The following is a 22,128-nucleotide window of genomic DNA, read 5'->3' as shown; positions in this document are numbered from 1 at the left end:
TAGGAAAATGCTAAAAAAGTTTTTCCTTATAGTTCTTTCTGTATCAGGGGGCATTGTTGTAGGAAATGCAGCAGCAGCTTTTATTACATTGCTTGGTATTATACCTAGACTTGCACAAATTTCAGATACTGACAAACATGTGGTATTGTATCAGAGAATGTTTACGTTGGGAATGTTTTTGTTTAGTTTAATTTTTTCATTAAACATTTCTTTTAAATTAAATAAATATATGTCAGTGTTCTTTGGATTGTTTTTTGGTATATTTGTTGGATTATTTGCATCCGCACTGGCAGAAGTGTTGAATGTAGTTCCTGTAGTAGCTAGAAAATTAGATTTAAGAGATTATGTTACTTATTTGATATTGGCAATAGTCATGGGAAAAGTGGTAGGTTCCCTTGCACATTGGCTAATACTTATAAAATGATATAGAAAGGAGTAAAATATGGATAAATTAAATAAAAAGGATTATCAAGAATATGCAGAAAGAAAAGTACCAAGACCTACTTATTTTAAAAATATATTTTGGGCTTTTGTAGTAGGTGGGCTTATATGTATATTAGGTCAAGTAATTAAAAATTGGCTTATAGGGAGAGGCTTGGATGAAAATGAAGTTGCAGCTGGAACATCTGTACTTTTAGTTTTTTTAGGTTCATTTTTAACAGGTATAGGGATTTATGATAAGATATCAAAGGTAGGAGGAGCTGGAGCTGCTGTACCTATAACAGGGTTTGCCAATTCCATAGTATCTCCTGCAATGGAATTTAAAAGAGAAGGATATGTATTTGGAGTTGCAGCAAAGATGTTCACTATAGCAGGACCAGTGCTTGTTTATGGTGTGGGAAGTTCTATAATGGTTGGAATTATCTATCTTTTGTTGGGAGGAGGTAAGTAATATGGCACTAAAAAAAATAGGAGAACAAACTATTAAATTTGAGAATCCTCCTTCTATTGTCAGCACAGCCACTATAGTAGGTCCCAAAGAAGGTGAAGGACCACTGAAAAATTATTTTGATTTAATTTTAGAAGATGATAAATGGGGACAAGAATCTTGGGAAAAATGTGAAAGTAAAATGCAAGAAGAGGCCGTCAAACTTGCTATTTCAAAAGGCAATTTGTCAGAGCAAGATATAGAATACCTTTTTTCTGGTGATTTGCTAAATCAAATCACAACATCTTCTTATTGTGCTAGGCAATTGGGTGTTCCCTATTTTGGATTATATGGGGCTTGTTCTACAATGTCTGAATCTTTGAGCTTAGGGGCTATGATTATAGACGGTGGTTTTGCTGACAAGGTAGCTTGTGCTACTTCCAGTCATTTTAGTACAGCTGAAAGACAATATAGATATCCTTTAGAATTTGGAACTCAAAGACCGTTTTCAGCTCAATGGACAGTTACAGGTGCTGGAGCTTCTATTTTGTCTTCAGAAGGTGGTGGCCCTTATATTACATATATTACTACTGGAAAGATTATAGATCCGGGAATAAAAGATGTAAACAATATGGGGGCAGCTATGGCACCAGCAGCGATAGATACTATTTCTATTCATTTTAAGGATACAGGCCATACACCAGATGACTATGATTTAATCATCACGGGAGATTTAGGGCATGTAGGAAAAGATATAGTCGTAGATTTTATGAAAGAGCAGGGATATGATATTTCCAAAGTATATACTGACTGTGGAATAAAAATATTTGATAGCAAAAAGCAGGATACCCATGCTGGTGGAAGTGGTTGCGGGTGTTCCGCCGTTGTATTCAATGGCTATATATACAATGAAATGTTGAATGGAAATTTAAATAAAGTGTTGCTCATTTCTACAGGGGCTTTACATTCACCAACTATGACACAGCAAGGTGAATCTATACCAGGGATAGCCCATGCAGTTACTATTTCCAATGAAAAATAATAGGAGGTAGAAATATGGAGTATTTGAGAGCTTTTATAGTTGGAGGACTTATTTGTGTTGTAGCTCAAATCATTATGGATACGACAAAATTGACTCCAGCTCATATTTTAGTCATATATGTCACATCAGGAGTAATTCTCACTGCTGTTGGAATTTATGAACCACTGATTAATTTTGCAGGTGCAGGGGCGTCTGTACCTCTCACAGGATTTGGGTATGCTTTGTGTAAGGGAGTATTTAAAGGGGTTGATAAAAGTGGGCTTATAGGAGCTTTTACAGGAGGATTGGAAGCTACAGCAGGCGGAATAGCGGCAGCTATTATTTTTGGATATATAATGGCTGTGGTATCTAACCCAAAAACAAAAAACTAAGGAAGAATATCTTCCTTAGTTTCCATTTCCATTATCATTTCCGTTATTTCCTGGAGTTTGGTCATTTTGATTGTTTCCATTTCCATTGTTTGGATTTTCCACATCGTTTTCTGGATTTTCTTCAATGGGTGGTTCTTCTTCACCATTGTTTTCTTCATTGAATTGCTCATCTATCCATTCATCTATAGCATTTTCTTGATTGTGTACAGGACAAATTTCCCATGGCGCAGTGTATTGATAATCTTTTGGCATAATGCCATTGTGATCTGCAGGATTGTATGGTGGTTCTCTCTTTATGAATACTTTACTTTGAATAAGCTCTTTAGGACAGTATTCATTTGCGATTTTTCCTGTAGTTGTGTCAATATCTAGTACTACATGAGTATTGCAATGTTCTCTAGGTTCAGTACCTTTGGCAAAGATTTCACTTATAATTGTATTTCCTCTAGGATCTCTGCTACATATTTCTGAAGGTAATTTTCCAGATTGACTACATATACTTACTTTTACTATATTTGGTGGCATTTCAAAATTTTGGGGCTCTAGATTTTCATGGACTTTTATCATTATATTTTTCCAAAGTTCAGCGGCCATGGCACTTCCTTTTGTTAACTTTATCGTAGGTGAGTCATTTCCTATCCATACAGCAGATACATAATATGGAGTGAATCCTACAAACCATGCATCTGCATTTTCTTGAGTAGTGCCAGTTTTACCTGCTGTAGGCATTTTGGGAATCTGCGCTCTTCCAGCAATTCCGTTAGCTACTGTAGTTCTTAAAATATCAGACATTATATAAGCTATTTCTGGTGATACCACCATATTTTGTTTAGGGTTGTTTTCAATAAGGACATTGCCATCTTTATCTAATATTTTTGTAAAAGTTATAGGTTCTGTGTAAGTTCCACTATTTGCAATTGCACCATAAGCTGCTGTCATTTCTAGTGGCGTTAATCCTTTAGTCATACCACCAAGGCCTAGTGCAGCTAAATTTTCATCATTATTTGCTTTATTTTCAGCTCTTGATATAAAATTGTCTTTTTCGGGATGTTCCTCATTAATTATCCCAAGGCGCTTTAAATATTCTAAAGAAGTATTTATTCCTATGGATTCTAGTACTTTTACTGAATTTACATTTATAGATTGTTCTACGCTATTCCTTAAAGTAGTAAGACCTCTATAGCCACTGTACCAGTTTTTTGGCCATAATTCTCCATTTTCGTTGTAGTGTGGAATATCATCTATGATTGAAGCTGCAGTAAATCCATTATCAAGAGCTGGAAGATATACAGCAATTGGTTTTATAGATGAACCTGGTTGCCTTTGAGAGGAAGTAGCTCTATTTAAAAGTTTGTTTCCTTTTATATCTCTTCCACCTACCAAGGCTTTTATTGCTCCGGTTCTATAGTCCATAATTACAGTTGCGGATTGTGGTTGCACAATTCCATCTTTACTCCTATAGAAATAATTTGAATTAATAATCAGATTGCCATTTTCATCAATTCTATGAAAATCTTCTTTTTGTGATAAAAAAGTATTTAGTATTAATACTTCACCGTTTTCTTCCATTCTAAATCCATCTTCAGGCAAAGTTAAACTGCCTACAGAATGAGTAACTAAATTTTTCTTATCATCAATAGCATAATAATCCCCAATATCTATATTATTTTTATATGGAGTAATTTTTTTATTGTTTATAGCTATATTTCCATCTCGAATTTCAAAAGTTCCCTTTTCTATTACAAGATTGAAATTTTCATCAAATAGATTTTCTTGTCTATAGTATATGATTTTTTTTCTTTCATCTACTATATTTTTGTTCTTGTCCAAAGACCAGTCAATAAGAACTGGACCTTTCAATTTTTGGGGATTTCCAAATAATATTTCAGTAAAATTCGTATAGATATCTTCTATCTTGTGTTGCATGTTTACATCCATAGTGGAATAGATTTTGAGTCCACCTGTGTACAATTCTTTTTCAGCTTGTTCTCTAGTATATCCCAATTTTCCCATCATTGCTTCTATTGCTTGTACTTTTACATAGTCTGTGAAATAAGAAGATATACCATTTATTTTCTTTTGTCCAGGTTTTAGAATTGTTTTAATATCTTCGTTTATTGCTTCGTTATATTCTTTATCAGTAATATATCCAAGTTCTTTCATTTTGCCTAAAACTACATGCTGTCTTTTAATAGCATTGCTATTACTTATGACAATGAATTTTTCTCCAAATTTATCTACTTGCCCAATTTCTTCTTGTGTATCACCATTAAAATCTTCAGGTCTAACTGTAAAATATGGTGAATACTTCGAAGGACTCTTTACTATTCCAGCCAAAAGAGCGCTTTCTGCAATGGTTAGTTCATCTACATTTTTTGAAAAGTATGTTTGAGCTGCCTCTTGAACCCCAAAGGCACCTTGACCTAAATCTATCCTATTTAAATAGGCCTCTAATATTTGATCTTTAGTCAAAGCTTTTTCCATTTGCATAGCAAGATAGGCTTCTTTTATTTTTCTATCTAATTTTTTGTCATTGTTTAAATATAAGTTTCTTGCTAATTGTTGTGTTATAGTACTAGCACCTCTGACAGTTGCACCGGCTTTTATATTATCAAACACGGCACTCATTATGCCCTTTGGGTCTACTCCAATATGTTTTCTAAATCTTTCATCCTCTATTGATATGAAAGCATTTTGTAAATGAGGTGGCATTTTTTCTAAGCTGACAATAGTTCTATATTCTTCTGTTTGAACTTTTTCTATTGTATTGCCATTTTCATCTAATATAAATGAAGTTTGACTAAGCAATGAACCAATATTAGTTGGATCTATTTGTGGGGCATCTTTTGCAATGGCTATGACCATACCAGTTACTGCACCAATTCCAACTACAAGAATCATCAACAATATCAATAAAAAGATTTTAAGTCCATTTTTTTTCTTCTTTTTCTTTTTCTTTTTTTCACTTTCTTGCTTTCTAGTATTATCTTCAGACATCAATATACCTCCTTAAATGAGAGATAGGTAAAATAATAGTTTAATTATACCACATAAAAAAAGCCTTGTTAACTCATAGAGTAGTTTCAATATTATTATAATATAAAATTAAAAAATACACACTATTAACTTTCGCTGCATATATTATATATAGGGGGGACTTTTTTTGAAATATAAAAACAAAAATAAAAGATTTATTTTATGGATAGTTTTGCCAGTTGTGATTATAGTATACATGTTCATCTATATAAATAACAATATAAAGGCTACTTTGATTGCTGTTTCTGAAATAAGGGCTAAGGCAGTTGCCACTCAAGCAATAAATGATGCAGTATCTCTAAAACTTGATGATAGGATAGATTATACAGATCTTATCTATGTAAAATATGATACAAAAGGGAAAGTGACTCTTATGCAAGCTAATACAATACTTATGAATAGCATAGCATCGGAAGTAGCTGTAGAAGTACAAAATCAACTTAAAAATATTTCAAAATCAGACATAAAAATTCCCTTAAATAATGCTTTTGACATTCAAATAGTGAAGCTTCCCAGTATAAAACTTCAAATAGTACCACAGGGTGCGGTATCTGTAGATTTTGCCACTGAATTTCAGGAGTCAGGAATAAATCAAACTAGGCATAGGATTTACTTGATAGTTGTGGCTGAAATAAAAATTATAGTTCCACTGGTATCAGAAAATATAAAAGTTACTTCCAATATTCCCATTGCTGAAACCATAATCATAGGAGATGTACCAAATCAATATGTAAATGTACCTAAAGATGATATACTAAATATTGTTAGATAATATTAGAAAAAAATGTTTAAATGTAATATAATAGTATATAATCTAATATAAAAATGGATGGTGATATTGTGGATTTTACACAAGATAAACTTGAAAGAGTGCTTGTTGTAGGTGTGGATTTGAAAAATGCTAAGTATGATATAGATAATTCCATGGATGAGTTGGAGGAACTTGTAAAGGCAGCTAATGGTGAAGTTATTGAAAGAATTATTCAAAAGAAAGACAGAATAGATGCAACTTTTTACATAGGTAAGGGTAAGGCAGAAGAAATAAAAAATTATTGCTATGAATTAGATATAGATACTGTTGTATTTAATGATGAACTTTCTCCTGCTCAAATTAGGAACTTAGAAAATATCATTGAAAAGAAAATAATCGATAGAACTAATTTGATATTGGATATTTTTGCAAAAAGAGCTACTTCGAAAGAAGGAAAACTTCAAGTGGAACTTGCTCAGCTTAAGTATAGGCTTCCAAGGCTCATAGGGCTTAGAGATTATTTGTCAAGAGAAGGTGGAGGAATAGGTACTAGGGGCCCTGGTGAGATGAAATTGGAAACTGATAGACGTCATATATTAAGAGAGATTGGGAATATTGAAAAACAACTAGATGAAATTGAAAAGGTAAGAGAAGTCAAGAGAAAAAAAAGAATAGATTCAAATTTGCCTGTTGTAGCATTGGTTGGATATACAAATGCAGGAAAATCTACTCTTATGAATAAAATACTAGAGTATAGTGAAGATTTTGATGAAGGAAAAGAAGTATTTGTCTATGATATGCTTTTTGCTACTCTAGATACTACTCTACGCAGAGGAAAATTATTAAATGGACAAGATTTTCTTATAACAGATACAGTTGGATTTGTGAGTAAATTGCCTACTCATTTAATTGAAGCCTTTAAGGGAACATTAGAGGAAGTTAAATATGCAGACTTGCTTCTTCATATAGTAGATGCTTCAAATAGTGATTTAGATATTCAAATAAAAACTACCTATGACATTTTAAAGGATTTAGATGTTTTAGATAAACCAATTGTCACTGTCTTTAACAAGATCGATATAGCGGAAATAGATAAATTAGTGTATGATAGTAAATTTGTAGATAAAAAAGTATTTATATCTGCTAGGGAAGGGCAAAATATGGATACCTTGCTTAAAATGATTGAAGAAAATTTGCCTTTTGAATATAGAAAAGTGACTATGCTAATTCCTTATGATAAGCAAAATATATTATCTTATATTCTTGACAATTACAATGTAGAAAAAATTTCACATAAAGAAGAAGGAACAGAAGTTATTGTTAGCTTAAATAGTATAGATTTTACTAAGTATTCTGATTATACATTGGAATAGGTGATATTATGCATGAAGATTTTTGGAAAAACATATCTAATGTAGACGATCATTATATAAGCTATTTTTTGTACAAAGAAGGAAAGTCATTAGAAACTATAGCTATTATCAGAAGAATGTCAAAGGGAGAAGTAGAGAAGGATATTATTAGATGTAAGATAGAGCAGGCAAACAAACAAAATAAAAAAGAAGAAAAAGAAGATGAACTGATAAAAATAATAAGTTTGCCTAAGAAAGAGAGATTATGTTATTTGAATAGTATGACCGATAAAGAAAAAGAATTTCTTTCCAAAGATATATATAAAAGGTATATAAAGTTTAAAAATCCAGAAGATAGAATTATACTCATATGGTTAATAGGAGAATTAAAAGATGAAAGCTTGATTCCTTTTTTGAAGATGGAGTTAAATAGCAAAAATGTCAACTATAGAAGGCTTTCTTGTTCAGCATTAGGAAAGATAAATAAAAAAGAGACAAAATCTTTGCTAGAGGAAAAGTTAAAAGATGAAAATTCTCAAGTTAGGCAATATGCTATAAAGGCACTGGCTTCAATTGGAGATAATAAAACTATAGAGTTACTTAAAAAAATAGTATTAAATGATGAGAAGGAGTATGTGAGAAGGAGTGCTTTAGATACTATAAACGAGATAAAAAATAATATATAAATATGATTAAAAACGTATTTATTACATAAGATATTATTAGAAGAATAATTTTCAGAAAAATATTGCAATTCTTTCTATTTTGGGGTATGATTATAATAATAAGAAAAAGGAGGCTGATTGCCAATGATAGTGAGAAGCTGTGCTGGCGGGATAGTTTTCCACAATGATAAGGTATTTATCTTAAAAAATGGAAAAGGCGAATGGGTTTTGCCAAAAGGTAAAATTCGTAACAATTCTCTACCTACGGATACTGCTTTAAACCGTATCAAGTTTGAAGCAGGGATAGATGCGAAAATTGTATCTACTGCAGGCGAGACTAGTTACGAATTTTATTCTTTATCGAGAAAACAGCCAGTATGCAATGTGATTACATGGTACATCATGGAGGCTCCTAGCAAAAAATATGAAGTGAATGAAGATGAAGGATTTTTGGATGGGGGATTTTTTAGTATAAAAGAAGCAATGGAAAGAATAACCTATAGTCAAGATAAATCTCTTGTAAATCTTTCTTTTAAAAAGTATTTAGTCTTTAAAGAATTCGAGAAAATGGAAGAAGTTTATGTTTAGGGCAGATATCTGCCCTTCTATTTTTTGGGGTTTTAAACACATGATACTAGAGGTACAAAATTATTTACATTGACTTTTTCTAAGACAAGTGGAACTAAATATGGATGAAATCATTGGTGAAAATTGAAGGCCCTAGGAATAATATTTTAGAAAACTCTTATGTATATTCTCATTATATAATCTATTAGTTTTACTAAATATTAATAAGCTTTATGCTATTAATATAAGTAGGACATGGCTGGAGGTGAAAATTATAATATATATTAGGGCAAAACCAAAGAAATTATAGGTATAATACTAGTGAAAGAATGTCTAAAAATTAAGGCGTAGGTGTCTAAATATATATTTGTATTTGACACTATAATTATGGAAAGGAGGAAGTTTTCTATGAGAGGTAAAAAAATATTATTGATGGTATTAGCTTTGATACTTACAACCATCACCGCTGCTAGTGCAACCAATATACCAAATAAAGAAAGTCCAGAAAATCAGCCAAAAGAAGCACTATATACATTGACAAATGATATGGGACATACAATAGAAGTTTATAATGGAATAGTTTATGAAGATGAGGAATTAGATACCAAGAAAGAAGAACGGATAAAATATATATTAAGAAATAAACAAACAGGACAATTTGTAAATGTCTATACTGGAACGGTAGATACTGAAGAAGTAAAAGATAATTTTGAAGTTATAATTCCAAGTGCACCTAGCAAACCTACAGAAATCAAATGGGAAGAATATACTTCCGATTGGAGTGGAACTGTTAATTTTACCTACACTAAATATGCATTTCCTAGTGGGGATTTTATAGCATGGGCTGATCAACCATTTTCTGTTGTTTTATATGATTACAAATATGATACTTCTTTTCCAAGGGTATATGCAAGACATACTAACGGACGCTATGAAGTAGAAACTGGTGGAGGAGATTTTACGTATTATTGCACACTTTCCAATACAAATAAAGGTGTGCCTATGACTAATGCGATTTATAAATCAATTCCATATTGTTGGCACAATAATTAATCATAGGAATAAAAATAGAGGCATGATTTGAATTTCAAATTATCCCCCTACTGAAATTGTTCATTTATAGTATAATATATTTAGCTTAAACATGAAAGGGGATTTAAATGAACATACGATATAAAACTATTCATAATATAGGAAAAGATGAAATAATTATAAATAAGTCTAGATTTATTGGATATGCTAAACCTATTGAAAATGAAGGAGAGGCTTTAGCTTTTATCGAAGAAATAAAATCTTTACATAAAGACGCAACCCATAATGTATATGCCTATGTAGTAGGAGATGACAACAATATTCAAAGATATAGTGATGATGGAGAGCCTAGTGGTACAGCTGGTATTCCTGCATTGGAAGTCATAAAGAAAGAGGATTTGAGAAATGTAGTGGTAGTAGTCACTAGATATTTTGGTGGAATAAAATTGGGAACAGGTGGGCTTATAAGGGCTTATACAAAAGGAGCAAAAATTGGATTGGAAGCAGGAAATATTATAGAAAAAGTACTTTTTAGGAAGGTTAAAATAAGGTTAGACTATACTCTATATGGAAAGGTTGAAAATTATCTAAAAACTAATGGAATCATAACAATAAATACTATTTATGATGACGCAGTAAATTTGTTTGTCTATGCAGATTATGATGATTACAATTCGTTTATAGGAATTATGGCGGATTTAACCAATGGTACAGTTATAGTTGATGATATTGGAGAAGAATATCTTTCTTTAAAAAATGGAGTAAAAATAGATTAGTCAAAAAAATGGGCTTTTATAGCCTATTTTTTTTGACTGAAAAATTCATATATTCCTATGATTAATAGAAATACACTGAATAACTTTTTAAGTGTATATGAATTTATATTGGTAGCTAATGTTGAGCCGATAAATGCTCCTACAATGCCGCCCATGATGAGATTAATTGCTAGCTTTAATTCTATATTTTTGTTTTTCAAATGAGTGATTAGAGCTACAAGTGCTATAGGGATAAATACAATTAAATTTATGCCTTGGGCTTCTTTTTGTGATAGTGTTGTAAAAAGCAGTAAGGAAGGTATAAGTATAGTTCCGCCACCAATTCCCATTCCACTGATTATTCCGGATAAAAAGCCAATGATGAGTAGTTTCATTTCATCAACAACCTTATTGCTGCAAATATCATAAATGAACCAAAAATTTTTCTTAAAATATTGGTAGGAACTTTGTTGAGTAAGTTAGAACCTATAAAACTCCCTGCAATTCCACCTATAGCTACTGTAAATGCCACATCATATTTTATAATGTTTTGCCTATAATATATTATAGTACTTATGATAGTTAAAGGAAGTATTACAGCTATAGCTGTTGCATGAGCTTTATGATCATCTATTCCTAATAAAAATATCATTGTGGGAACTATAATAGTACCACCCCCGGAACCAAAAAGTCCATTTATAAGTCCAGTTATAAGGCCTATGCTTATTATTTTAAGATTGTTTTTTTTCATATTTTCTCCTTTTAGAAACTTTATGATATAATATTATAAAAGTTATGTATTATATTTAATCTTGCCTAAATAAATTGACCTTATTCAAAATATTCAAATAAAAATTCTGGAGGTAAAAAATGAAAGTTGTAAACAATATTATAGAGCTCATTGGAAATACTCCTATGTTGAAAATTTCTCACATGACAGAAGAAAATTGGGCAGATGTATATTTAAAATTGGAATATTTTAATCCAGGAGGTAGCGTGAAGGATAGACCAGCGCTATATATGATAGAAGAAGCAGAAAAATGTGGAAAATTAAAAAGTGGTTCTGTAATCGTGGAACCCACTAGTGGAAATACTGGGATAGGTCTTGCAATGGTTGGAGCTTCTAAAGGATACCAAGTAATATTGGTTATGCCAGAAACTATGAGTATAGAGAGAAGAAATTTGTTAAAGGCCTATGGTGCAGAAGTATTTTTGACGCCAGGTGCTAGTGGAATGAGTGGTGCAGTAGAAAAAGCAGAAGAATTGGTTAGAGAAAATGAGAACTACTTCATGCCTTATCAATTTAAGAACAAAGACAATCCAAAGGCACATGAAAAGACTACTGCATTGGAAATAATAAATCAAATGGATGGTTCCATAGATGCTTTTGTTGCAGGCATAGGAACAGGTGGTACTATTACAGGTATAGGAAAAGTTTTAAAAAATGAAATACCAGATGCAAAAATAATAGGTATAGAACCAAAGTCTTCACCAATTATTTCTGGTGGCAAGCCAGGGCCTCATAAAATTCAAGGAATAGGGGCAAATTTCATACCTGAAATATTAGATGTTGAAATATTAGATGAGGTAGAAACTGTTTCAGATGAAGATGCGATAAATACTACAATTATGCTAGCTAAAAAAGAAGGATTGCTAGTAGGAATTTCTTCTGGTGCAGCAGCTTTTGCTGCTTTAAAGTGGGCTAAAAAAATGGGGAAAGGTAAAAAAATTGTAGCTATAGCTCCAGATACTGGGGAAAGATATTTAAGCACAGGTATTTATGAATGATATGGGGAGGAAAATACATGGAAAATGTTGAAAAAATATGTGATGAAATAGTTAAATGGATAAAAGAAAGAGTAGAGGAGTCAGGAAGCAAGGGTGTTGTATTTGGATTAAGTGGTGGAATAGATTCAGCAGTAGTAGCTGGTCTTTCTAAAAGGGCATTTCCAGAAGATAGTTTAGGAATCATCATGCCTTGCCATAGCAATCCAATAGACGAAAAACATGGCATACTAGTAGCTGAAAGTTTAAGTTTAAAGACTATTAAAGTTGATTTGACAGATACTTATGATGTTTTTATGAAAACTTTAATTGACAGTGGAGAAAATAAATTGGCAAAAGCTAATGTAAAACCAAGACTTAGGATGACTACTCTATATTATTTTGCTCAATTAAATAATTATTTAGTAGTAGGTCCAAGTAATAAAAGTGAATTGACTGTGGGCTATTTTACAAAGCATGGAGATAGTGGAGTGGATATACTTCCCATTGCTTCATTTGTGAAAAGCGAAGTGAGGGAAATGGCTAAATTTTTAAACATTCCAGAAATAATCATCACAAAGGCACCTACAGCAGGACTTTGGGAAGACCAGACAGATGAAAGGGAAATGGGATTTGGATATGATGTGTTGGATAATTATATAAAGACTGGTCGTGCAGAAGATGAATTAAAAGAAAAAATTGAGAGACTAAATAAAAGAAGTGAGCATAAGAGAAAATATCCTCCAATTTTCAAATTTTAGATGAAATAAATTGAAGTATATGTTAAAATATTTATGCTAGTAATTTAAGGAGGTAGAAACGACTATGTCAGGACATTCTAAATGGTCAAATATAAAACATAAAAAAGGTAAAGAAGATGCTAGAAGAGGAAAAGTGTTTACTAAACTAACAAGGTATATAATGGTGGCTGTGAGAGAAGGTGGAACTGATCCAGAATATAATACTGCACTCAAAGCTGCTATTGAAAAAGCAAAAGCAGAAAATCTACCAAATGACAATATAGAAAGAGCCATAAAGAAAGCTGCTGGAGATTTAGATGCAAACAATTTTGAAGAAATTGTATATGAAGGATATGGTCCTGCAGGCATAGCAGTGCTAGTATCTTGTTTAACTGACAACAGAAATAGAACTGCTTCAGATGTAAGACATGCCTTTGATAAATTTGGTGGAAATTTAGGTCAAACTGGCTGTGTTTCATTTATGTTTGACAGAAAAGGTGTACTTGCTATTGAAAGAGATGATAGTATAGACGAAGAAGAATTTATGATGGAAGCCATAGAACTAGGAGCTGAGGATTTTACAAGCGATGAAAATGGATATGAGATCATTACTTCACCAGAAGATTTCAATGGTATAAGGGATGCACTAAAAGAAAAAGGATTCAATTTTGTGACAGCTGAAATTTCACAAATACCACAAAACACAATTAGTTTGACAGAAGAAAAAGACATAAAAAACATGGTGAAACTCATAGATATCCTTGAAGATAACGATGATGTCCAAGAAGTTTACCACAATTGGGATATTCCTGATGATTTAGAAATTGAATAATCTTAAATATTTTTGTTAAAAAAGACTAACTTTAGAATTAAAGTTGGTTCTTTTTTTATTGAATAAAAAACGCTTTACTAAACATACTAAAAACATATAAATATATTTGCAGAGGAGTGTTGAAATGGAAAATGTGACTAATTTTGAGGAAATAAAAGAAAGGTTCAAAAATGCTAGCGTAGATGAGAAGATTGAAATATATACAACTGTTCAGGGGCTTACTGTAGAACAATATAAGGATCTACTCAGAATGTTTCCCATAAAATACTTAGACAAATTAGAACAGGCCATGTCTTAGACCCGATTTTTCGGGTCTTATTATTTATAACTTATTATTAGGAGGCATGTATGAAAAAAGGATTCTCAATAATGTTAGGAATATTTTTACCTATATCCATTTTTTTTATATGTATAAATTTTTTTGCATTCAATAAAAAATATTACGAAACCAAATATTTACAATACAACATTCCTAGTAGTACAGATTTAGAAATAAGTGAATTGATGAAATTGACCAATGAATTATTTGATTATTTTAGAGGACATAAAGACGAAGAATATTTAAGAATTTATTTCAATGAAAGAGAATTAGCTCATATAAAAGATGTGAAACTATTATTTAATAAGGGATTTTTAATTAGAGATATTTCAATAACTATATTTTTGACAAGTTTCACTTATTTATATTTAGTAGATTTTAATGTATTTATAAAGACTTTAAATTATTCTATTTGTAGTTCTTTTTTAGGTATAGGGATTCTATTTTTATTTTTAATTTTAGATTTTGATAAGTATTTTACCTATTTTCATTTGATGTTATTTAACAATGATTTATGGCTTTTAGATCCAAGTACAGATATTATGATTAGAATTTTTCCTGAAGAATTTTTTATTAGTATTGCAAGGAATATAGGGTTATTATTTATAACTTTCATGTCAATAATGCTAATAGTTATAAATTCATTGAAAGTGAGGATGAATAATAAAATTGAATGATGACTTATTAGATAAAATAAGTAGTTATATAAAAAAATTGAATAGGGATAAAAAAATCAAAAATTATTATTTGAAAAAAATGAAAGGTGGAAAAGGATATAATGCCGTTGTACTTGACAGTGTTTTGATTGAATTCATATTTTCCATTGTATTGCTTATTTATTTGTTTATACAAACTAATAATATTGTTTTTTCTATAATCATTTCAATATCAATGTTTATTTTTATTTTATATATAAGTTACTTTTTTAAAATGCAAAAATTCACGAAAAAAATATTCGATATAAATAATGACCTTAGCAAAAAGAAAATAATGAAAGAAATAAATACTTTTACCAATTATGAATTTGTCTTGTATGTAAAAAAAGCACTGGAGAAGTATTACAATGTATCTTTTATTGAATATGAAAATGATATTGATTTGATAGGGCAGATACATGACAAAATATATGCTGTCAAGTGTATAAGAATTGCACAAGATGAAAGGGTTACAACAAGGGACATTAAAAGTCTTAGGTATCATATGTCAATGATGGGGGTGGAAGAAGGAATTTGTATTACTAGTTCTTATTTTGTTGAAGGGCTAAAGGAGGAATATAAAAATATAAAGTTTATTGATTTTAAGAAATTACTTTCTATTTTAAAAGAAGTAGATATGTATCCATCAAAAGATGAGATAGAAGAGATAATTATAAGTAAATATGAAGAGGATAAAAACAAGTTTATGAATGTCAAAACTCATATTTTTAGCAGCGAAAAAGTATTTAGGTATTTATTTTTAAGTATGACTTTATATATTTTATCTAAAACTACGTCTTTCGGCTTATACTACAGGATTATGGCAATTTTTTCTTTGGCTTTTGGACTGATTTCAATATTTTATGGGGTAATTTATGAAATGATAATTAAAAAGTATATATATTGATTGTAATTTACAAAACAGGATTTTTCATGTATAATTCATATGAGAATAGACAGAGTAGATAGAGAGCGTTAAGTGTTAAGGGATGGGAAGTAGCCCTTAAACGAAAGATATTTTCTGCGGTTCTCTATTGCGTCCGCTGTCCATTAAAGAGCTTCCTTTTCTTTAGTGTGATAGTATGTCTATCACTAAAAAGAAGGGAGGTGTAGTCGTGGATAGAGCAAGAAAAAATATAACTACAAGAAAATTGGTAATGGCTAGTTTTTTGACAGCTTTAAGTGTAGTATTCACTAGATTTCTTTATTTTATGGTTCCCTTAGGAGGACTGCCAGCCATAAGGCTTAGTTTTGGTGAATCTCCTCTAATGCTTAGTGGTATATTGTTTGGGCCATTGGTTGGAGGTTTAAGCGGACTTGCAGCTGATTTGATAGGAGTAGTTGTGAATCCTCAAGGAGCATATTTTCCTGGAATTACATTGAGTTCTGTATTGTGGGGGGTTATACCAGGGCTTATTTCAAATTTCTTTAAGAAAAATAAAATTGAAAAAGATTATAGCATTGTCAATTCTGTCATTATTTTTCTTTTAGTTTTGGGTATGATAGGAGCTTTCTTTGAAGAAAAACTTCTATCAATAAATGAAGGTAAACTTTATCTTTATGAAAAACCTGTGTCATTATTGATTTCAATATTATTCATAATAATATTTGGAGCACTTGTATTTTTGCCAATATTTTTGAGAGGAAAAGAAAGTGGAAACAAGTTTTTTTCTTTTGACAAAGTAGTTTTCATGGTCAGTATTTCATATATTGTCATTTCCCTTGGATTAAATACTTATTGGCTATCTATAATGTTCAAGAAAGGTTTCTTGGTTCTTTTTCCTGGTAGATTACTAAGTAGTTTAGCAGCTATACCAATTCATTCTATGCTTATTTCAACCTTGCTTAGATATACCAAATATGCAATGAATGATTAGGAGGATTTTATGAAAAAAGTGATAGCCCTTATGGGGAGTCCAAGAAAAGGGCAAAATACAGATTTTATTTTGGACACTCTTTTAAAAGGCATGAGTGAAAATGATTATATTATAGATAAATTGTATTTAAAAGATTTAAAAGTATCTCCTTGTATTGCATGTGGATATTGTGAAAAGACTGGAGAATGTGCAATAAAAGATGATATGCAAATAGTTTATAAACATTTTGATGAGAGTGATATATTTATATTGGCTTCTCCACTATATTTTAATACAGTCAGTAGTTTGTCTAAAACAATTATAGATAGATGTCAAAAATATTTTTCATTAAAATATTCATTGAACAAGAAATATAGGAAAGATAAAGACAGGATAGGCGTTTTTTTGTCTGTAGGAGGAGCAACTTTTTCACATGATCAATTTGATGCTCCTGTGAAAACTGTTGATTTATTTTTTAAAGCTATTGATGTAAAATATTTAGGTAATTATTTTGTTTCTGAGACGGATGATTTACCTGTTCAAAGTAGAGAAGAAGTATTAAAAGAGGTATATAATATAGGAAAGAATATTGAAAGCATGAAAAACTTCTACCTTCATAGGTAGAAGTTTTTTGGTAAAATATATATAAGGGTGGTGAAAATATGATTCGTTTTTTGACATCAGGTGAATCCCATGGAGTTCAACTGACAGGCATAGTTGAGGGAATACCTGCAAATCTAGAAATAGATTTAGATTTTATAAACAATGAATTGAAAAGAAGACAAAAGGGTTTTGGTAGAAGCGAAAGAATGAGTATAGAAATGGATGAAGTAAATATATTATCTGGAGTATACAATGGTTTGACTACTGGAAATCCCATTGGCCTTTCTATAGCAAATAGAGGGCAGTTAAGAGGATCAACTGAAATAACAAGACCAAGACCGGGTCATGCAGATTTTTCAGGAGCTATTAAATACAATCAGACTAATATTAGAAATATATTAGAAAGAGCTAGTGCTAGAGAAACAGCTATGAGAGTAGCCATAGGAAGTATTTGTAAACTCTTCCTTAGAAGATTTAATATTGAGATATATAGCCATGTTATAGAAATAGGAGGTATTAAATCAAAGAAAACTTTGTATTCAGGAACATTTTTGGATGAAATAAAAAATGCTGACGCCTCTCCTGTGCGAGTCATAGATAAGAAAGCAGAAAGTGATATTTTAGGGGAAATACAGAAGACAAGTGAAACTGGAGATACTTTGGGAGGAAGTATTGAGATTGTAGCTAATGGAGTTCCGATAGGACTAGGAAGTCATATAAGTTGGAATGGAAAATTGGATGGGAAAATAGCTCAGGCAATCATGAGTATACCAGGAATTAAGAGTGTAGAGATAGGATTAGGATATGAATCTTGTGAAAGATATGGTTCGGAAGTTCATGATGAAATTTTTTATGATGGCAATGGATATTATAGAATTACTAACAATGCTGGAGGTATAGAAGGAGGAATATCAAATGGAGAAGATATCATAGTCAGATGTGCTATGAAACCTATACCAACATTGAAAAAGCCACTAAATAGTGTAGATATGTTGACTAAAAAAGTAGCATTGGCTCAAGTGGAACGTTCTGATGTATGTGCTGTGCCTTCTGCAAGTATAGTAGGTGAGCATATGCTTGGAATCGTACTAGCCAATGAAATGGTAGAAAAATTTGGTGGTGACAGTATAGAAGAGATGGATAGAAATTTTAAAGCATATATAAATTATTTATCTAGTAGGTGATGAGATGGAAAATGTTATTGGAGTTTCTTTATTTAAAGATATAAGACAATTTTTAAAAGAAAAAAACAAGAAGAATATTTTTCTCATAACTGATGAGAATGTGAGCAAATATTACTTAGAGGAGATACTTTATTATCTAGTACCCTTTAAAACTAGAGTGTATATTTTAGAGCCAGGAGAAAAAAGCAAGTGTCTAAAAGTTGTGGAAAATATTTATATGGAGCTCATAAATTATAATTATGACAGGTCTACTACAATCATAAGTTTTGGTGGTGGTGTAGTAGGAGACATTTCGGGTTTTGTGGCTGCTACTTATTTGAGGGGAGTTGACTATATTCAAATTCCGACTACTCTTTTAGCTCAAGTAGATAGCAGTATTGGAGGAAAAGTAGGTATAGATTTTGGTAAATATAAAAATATGATAGGTTCCTTTTATTTCCCTATAAAAACTTTTATAGATATTGATTTCTTAAAAACTTTAGATAGAAGGGAAATGACTTCAGGATTGGCAGAAGTTTTAAAATATGGACTAATAAAGGATTATGATTTTTTTAGATATATAAGAGATAATATTCAAGGTATCTATGATTTTGATGAGGAAATTTTAATAGAAGTTGTAGAGAAATGTGTATCTATAAAAACTGAAGTTGTAGCCATGGATGAGAAAGATAGAGGAATTAGAAAAATTTTAAATTTTGGTCATACTATAGGTCATGGAATTGAATCACTTTATGATTTTAGCAAATATAAACATGGAGAAGCTATTATATTGGGTATGATGTATGAAAGCTTTATTTCTAAAGAAATGGGTTTAATAGATGAAGAATATTTCTGTGAAATAATTGAAACATTGAAAGATTTAGTTGTACCAGTACATTTTTCTAATGAGGATATAACAAAGATATTGTCTAAAATGTCTCACGATAAGAAAAACCTAGATGAAAGAATAGTATTTGTTCTTCCTACAGGGAAAAACAAGGTAGATATATTTGACAATGTAAGTAAAGAAAATATGAGAAAATCTTTAAAGGGTGATTGGCTATGTTGAAAGGAGAAATAAGAGTACCAGGAGATAAATCTATATCTCATAGAAGTATAATGCTTGGTTCTATTGCTGAAGGCAAAACAGAAATAAAAAATTTTTTAGTTTCAGAGGATACCTTGGCTACTATGGAATGTTTTAGAAAAATGGGCGTTCATATAGATACAAGAAAGGACAATGTAGTAGTAGAAGGTGTCGGTAAAAGTGGACTAAAAAATCCAGAGAAAATATTATATTGTGGAAATTCTGGGACGACCATGAGACTTACAAGTGGAATACTTGTAGGACAAGATTTTCCTTCAATTCTTGTAGGAGACAGTTCTTTAAATAGTAGACCTATGAAGAGAATTATTTCTCCTCTTAGACAAATGAATGGGAATATTAAGGGAGTGGAAGATGAATATCCTCCCCTTGAAATTTATCCATCTGAAAAATTAAAAGGAATCCACTATAAAATGCCAATAGACAGTGCTCAAGTTAAATCAGCGATATTGTTAGCTTCTATTTATGCTCACGGCCAGACTTGTATTGAAGAAAAAGGCTTTTCTAGAGATCATACTGAAAGGATGCTAAAATGTTTTGGTGCTGACATATGTAAGACAGATAAATTGACTTGTATAAAAGATAATGCTAAATTAAAAGGACAAAATTTGTTTATTCCAGGGGATATTTCATCAGCTGCATTTTTTATAGTTGGAGCTTTGACATTAAAAGGTTCAGATATCTTGATTAGAGACGTAGGAATAAACGAAAGTAGGATAGGTATTTTGGAAGCCTTAAAGGAAATGGGTGGAGATATTGAAATTCAAAATAAAAGAATAGTAAATTATGAACCAATAGGAGATATAAGAGTGAGATATTCAAAACTAAAAGGTATAAATATAAATGGAAGTAGAATAATCACTTTAATAGATGAAATACCTGTTTTAGCTGTAGCAGCAGCTCTTGCAGAAGGAACAACTACTATAAGAGATGCCGAGGAGTTGAAATATAAAGAGAGCAATAGGCTAAATGCAATGGCAGTTGAATTAAATAAAATGGGAGCAAAAGTAGAAGAACTTGAAGATGGTCTTGTTATTGAAGGGGTCTCCTTTTTAAAACCAGCAACTTTAAACAGCCACAATGATCATAGAATAGCTATGGCCTTAAATATTGCAGCACTCAATGCAGATGGCAAGTCTCATATACAAAGAGGTGAATGTGTAAAGATATCTTTTCCTGGTTTTTTTGATGAATTGTACAAACTTTTAATCTGATGGTTTGATTTTTATATTGTAAAGTCATATAATAATTACGGTAATCAATAAGAAAAAACATTTTACATAAACATGAGGAGGAATTTTTATATGAGAACAGAATTGCCAGCAGCCATGTCTAATAAACACATACATCTATCTCAAAGTGATTTAGATGCACTATTTGGAGCAGGATATGAGTTAACTAAGAAAAAAGATTTATCACAGCCAGGTCAGTTTGCAGCTGAGGAAAAGGTTGACATAGTTGGACCAAAAGGAACCTTAAAAGGTGTAAGAGTATTGGGACCAGTTAGAAAAAATACTCAAGTAGAAGTTTCAATTTCAGATGCTTTCACTCTTGGAATAGAACCAATGGTTAAAAATTCAGGAGATATTTTAGGGACACCTGGAGTTAAAATAGTTGGACCAAAAGCTGAGATTGAAATAAAAGAAGGGGTCATTGTAGCAGCTAGACATATTCATATGCATCCAGAAGAAGCAAAAGAATTTGATGTTGAAAATGGAGATATTGTCAGTGTAAAAGTCAAAGGATTTAGAGGACTAGTGTTTAACAATGTACTTATACGTTCTGGAGAAGGACATAGACTAGAAATGCATATGGACATGGAAGAAGGAAATGCTGCAGGATTAAAAAATGGTGACCTCGTAGAAATAATAAAATAATGGAGGTTAGAAATTTATGAAAAACATAGCAAATATGATTGATCATACACTACTTAAGCCAGATGCTACAGCTGAGATGATTGTGGATCTTTGCAATGAGGCAAAGGAATACAAATTCTTTTCAGTTTGCGTAAATCCTTATTATGTGAAATTGGCTAAAGATGAATTAAAAGGAAGTAGTGTTAAAGTAGCTACCGTTATAGGTTTTCCTTTGGGAAGCACTCCAAAGGAAGTAAAAGCTTTTGAAGCTGTGGAAGCTATGGAAAATGGTGCTGATGAATTAGATATGGTCATAAATATAGGAGCACTAAAAAGTAAAGACTATGATACTGTGAAGGAAGATATAAAGGCAGTAGTTGATGCAGCTAAAGGAAAGGCGCTAGTTAAAGTAATCATTGAAACTTGTCTTTTAAATGATGAGGAAAAAGTAAAAGCTTGTGAAATTTCAGAAGAAGCTGGAGCAGACTTTGTGAAGACTTCTACAGGATTTAGTACAGGTGGAGCAACAGTAGAGGATGTAAAATTGATGAGAAAAACAGTTGGAGATAGATTAGGAGTCAAAGCTTCAGGTGGCATAAGAGATTATGATACTGTGAAAAAAATGATCGAAGCAGGGGCAAGTAGAATTGGAGCTAGTGCTTCCGTTAAAATAGTACAATCTATAGAAGAATAAAAAAACCATAGTTAACTATGGTTTTTTTATATATCGAATGAAAGTATATATTGTCGAGAGGA

Annotated in this window: 26 protein-coding genes and 1 riboswitch; of the genes, 23 read left to right on the top strand and 3 right to left on the bottom strand. The window is 31.2% G+C overall.

The genetic code is table 11. The features are described 5' to 3' along the window. Positions 1–7 precede the first annotated feature (7 nt). Genes BUA21_RS03415 through spoVAE form a run of 4 tightly spaced genes read left to right on the top strand, consistent with a single transcriptional unit; the run spans position 8 to position 2,281 of the window. Complete coding sequence (locus tag BUA21_RS03415; protein ID WP_072743269.1) at positions 8–424, top strand: stage V sporulation protein AB; 417 nt, start codon at positions 8–10, stop codon at positions 422–424. Between the two features lie 18 nt (positions 425–442). Beyond that, positions 443–892 (top strand): stage V sporulation protein AC, encoded by a 450-nt coding sequence (gene spoVAC / locus BUA21_RS03410; RefSeq protein WP_072743268.1) that lies wholly within the window; start codon positions 443–445, stop codon positions 890–892. Between the two features lies 1 nt (position 893). Continuing rightward, complete coding sequence (gene spoVAD / locus BUA21_RS03405; RefSeq protein WP_072743267.1) at positions 894–1,910, top strand: stage V sporulation protein AD; 1,017 nt, start codon at positions 894–896, stop codon at positions 1,908–1,910. A gap of 14 nt (positions 1,911–1,924) precedes the next feature. Beyond that, complete coding sequence (gene spoVAE / locus BUA21_RS03400) at positions 1,925–2,281, top strand: stage V sporulation protein AE (protein WP_072743266.1); 357 nt, start codon at positions 1,925–1,927, stop codon at positions 2,279–2,281. Positions 2,282–2,296: 15 nt separating this feature from the next. Here the strand turns inward: spoVAE and BUA21_RS03395 are convergent, their stop codons facing one another. Then, positions 2,297–5,278, bottom strand: a complete 2,982-nt coding sequence (locus tag BUA21_RS03395; RefSeq protein WP_072743265.1) for a penicillin-binding protein 1A — start codon at positions 5,276–5,278, stop codon at positions 2,297–2,299. A gap of 166 nt (positions 5,279–5,444) precedes the next feature. Between BUA21_RS03395 and yunB the strand changes: the two genes are divergently transcribed. From yunB to BUA21_RS03365, 6 genes are all read left to right on the top strand, one after another. Further along, complete coding sequence (gene yunB, locus BUA21_RS03390; protein ID WP_072743264.1) at positions 5,445–6,089, top strand: sporulation protein YunB; 645 nt, start codon at positions 5,445–5,447, stop codon at positions 6,087–6,089. A 65-nt stretch (positions 6,090–6,154) separates the two neighbouring features. Next, positions 6,155–7,441 (top strand): GTPase HflX, encoded by a 1,287-nt coding sequence (gene hflX, locus BUA21_RS03385; protein ID WP_233242582.1) that lies wholly within the window; start codon positions 6,155–6,157, stop codon positions 7,439–7,441. 8 nt (positions 7,442–7,449) lie between these two features. Next, a complete protein-coding gene (locus tag BUA21_RS03380) occupies positions 7,450–8,106 on the top strand; it encodes a HEAT repeat domain-containing protein (protein WP_072743262.1) in 657 nt (218 codons plus the stop codon). A 123-nt stretch (positions 8,107–8,229) separates the two neighbouring features. Beyond that, complete coding sequence (locus BUA21_RS03375) at positions 8,230–8,673, top strand: NUDIX hydrolase (RefSeq protein ID WP_072743261.1); 444 nt, start codon at positions 8,230–8,232, stop codon at positions 8,671–8,673. Positions 8,674–9,060: 387 nt separating this feature from the next. Further along, positions 9,061–9,705, top strand: a complete 645-nt coding sequence (locus BUA21_RS03370; RefSeq protein ID WP_072743260.1) for a hypothetical protein — start codon at positions 9,061–9,063, stop codon at positions 9,703–9,705. 107 nt (positions 9,706–9,812) lie between these two features. Next, a complete protein-coding gene (locus BUA21_RS03365; protein ID WP_072743259.1) occupies positions 9,813–10,460 on the top strand; it encodes a YigZ family protein in 648 nt (215 codons plus the stop codon). Between the two features lie 23 nt (positions 10,461–10,483). Here the strand turns inward: BUA21_RS03365 and BUA21_RS03360 are convergent, their stop codons facing one another. Then, complete coding sequence (locus BUA21_RS03360; protein WP_072743258.1) at positions 10,484–10,834, bottom strand: sulfite exporter TauE/SafE family protein; 351 nt, start codon at positions 10,832–10,834, stop codon at positions 10,484–10,486. Beyond that, positions 10,831–11,190 (bottom strand): sulfite exporter TauE/SafE family protein, encoded by a 360-nt coding sequence (locus tag BUA21_RS03355; RefSeq protein WP_072743257.1) that lies wholly within the window; start codon positions 11,188–11,190, stop codon positions 10,831–10,833. The genes BUA21_RS03360 and BUA21_RS03355 overlap by 4 nt, the downstream gene beginning before the upstream one ends. 119 nt (positions 11,191–11,309) lie before the next feature. Here BUA21_RS03355 and cysK point away from each other — a divergent pair, with 119 nt between their 5' ends. The 13 genes from cysK to deoC all read left to right on the top strand — a co-directional run bounded on the left by cysK (position 11,310) and on the right by deoC (position 22,066). Beyond that, complete coding sequence (gene cysK, locus BUA21_RS03350) at positions 11,310–12,227, top strand: cysteine synthase A (protein WP_072743256.1); 918 nt, start codon at positions 11,310–11,312, stop codon at positions 12,225–12,227. A 17-nt stretch (positions 12,228–12,244) separates the two neighbouring features. Continuing rightward, positions 12,245–12,964 (top strand): NAD(+) synthase, encoded by a 720-nt coding sequence (gene nadE / locus BUA21_RS03345; protein ID WP_072743255.1) that lies wholly within the window; start codon positions 12,245–12,247, stop codon positions 12,962–12,964. Positions 12,965–13,028: 64 nt separating this feature from the next. Then, positions 13,029–13,775, top strand: a complete 747-nt coding sequence (locus BUA21_RS03340; protein ID WP_072743254.1) for a YebC/PmpR family DNA-binding transcriptional regulator — start codon at positions 13,029–13,031, stop codon at positions 13,773–13,775. Between the two features lie 124 nt (positions 13,776–13,899). Beyond that, positions 13,900–14,073 (top strand): hypothetical protein, encoded by a 174-nt coding sequence (locus tag BUA21_RS14870; RefSeq protein WP_199228949.1) that lies wholly within the window; start codon positions 13,900–13,902, stop codon positions 14,071–14,073. A 50-nt stretch (positions 14,074–14,123) separates the two neighbouring features. Beyond that, complete coding sequence (locus tag BUA21_RS03335) at positions 14,124–14,771, top strand: TIGR01906 family membrane protein (RefSeq protein WP_072743253.1); 648 nt, start codon at positions 14,124–14,126, stop codon at positions 14,769–14,771. Continuing rightward, positions 14,764–15,696, top strand: coding sequence for a restriction endonuclease (locus BUA21_RS03330; protein ID WP_072743252.1), 933 nt, complete (start codon positions 14,764–14,766; stop codon positions 15,694–15,696). Before BUA21_RS03335 ends, BUA21_RS03330 begins: the two co-directional genes overlap by 8 nt. Before the next feature lie 48 nt (positions 15,697–15,744). Then, positions 15,745–15,837: riboswitch (THF riboswitch) on the top strand. 67 nt (positions 15,838–15,904) lie between these two features. Next, the gene (locus BUA21_RS03325) at positions 15,905–16,666 is read left to right on the top strand and encodes a folate family ECF transporter S component (protein WP_072743251.1); all 762 of its coding nucleotides are present in this window, start codon (positions 15,905–15,907) and stop codon (positions 16,664–16,666) included. Positions 16,667–16,675: 9 nt separating this feature from the next. Then, positions 16,676–17,269 (top strand): flavodoxin family protein, encoded by a 594-nt coding sequence (locus BUA21_RS03320; RefSeq protein ID WP_072743250.1) that lies wholly within the window; start codon positions 16,676–16,678, stop codon positions 17,267–17,269. 38 nt (positions 17,270–17,307) lie between these two features. Next, positions 17,308–18,432, top strand: a complete 1,125-nt coding sequence (gene aroC / locus BUA21_RS03315; RefSeq protein ID WP_072743249.1) for a chorismate synthase — start codon at positions 17,308–17,310, stop codon at positions 18,430–18,432. Positions 18,433–18,436: 4 nt separating this feature from the next. After that, positions 18,437–19,480, top strand: coding sequence for a 3-dehydroquinate synthase (gene aroB / locus BUA21_RS03310; protein ID WP_072743248.1), 1,044 nt, complete (start codon positions 18,437–18,439; stop codon positions 19,478–19,480). Then, on the top strand, positions 19,474–20,730 hold the full coding sequence (gene aroA / locus BUA21_RS03305) for a 3-phosphoshikimate 1-carboxyvinyltransferase (RefSeq protein ID WP_072743247.1): 1,257 nt from the start codon (positions 19,474–19,476) through the stop codon (positions 20,728–20,730). The genes aroB and aroA overlap by 7 nt, the downstream gene beginning before the upstream one ends. Before the next feature lie 90 nt (positions 20,731–20,820). Next, positions 20,821–21,393, top strand: a complete 573-nt coding sequence (gene pduL / locus BUA21_RS03300; protein ID WP_072743246.1) for a phosphate propanoyltransferase — start codon at positions 20,821–20,823, stop codon at positions 21,391–21,393. A 16-nt stretch (positions 21,394–21,409) separates the two neighbouring features. Then, complete coding sequence (deoC, locus tag BUA21_RS03295; RefSeq protein ID WP_072743245.1) at positions 21,410–22,066, top strand: deoxyribose-phosphate aldolase; 657 nt, start codon at positions 21,410–21,412, stop codon at positions 22,064–22,066. The last annotated feature ends 62 nt before the right edge of the window (positions 22,067–22,128 follow it).

The sequence above is a fragment of the Sporanaerobacter acetigenes DSM 13106 genome (assembly GCF_900130025.1).
GTDB classification, from domain to species: Bacteria; Bacillota; Clostridia; order Tissierellales; family Sporanaerobacteraceae; genus Sporanaerobacter; species Sporanaerobacter acetigenes.
The sequence above is the reverse complement of the archived record's forward strand: the minus strand, read 5'-3'. Positions and strand labels throughout refer to the sequence as shown.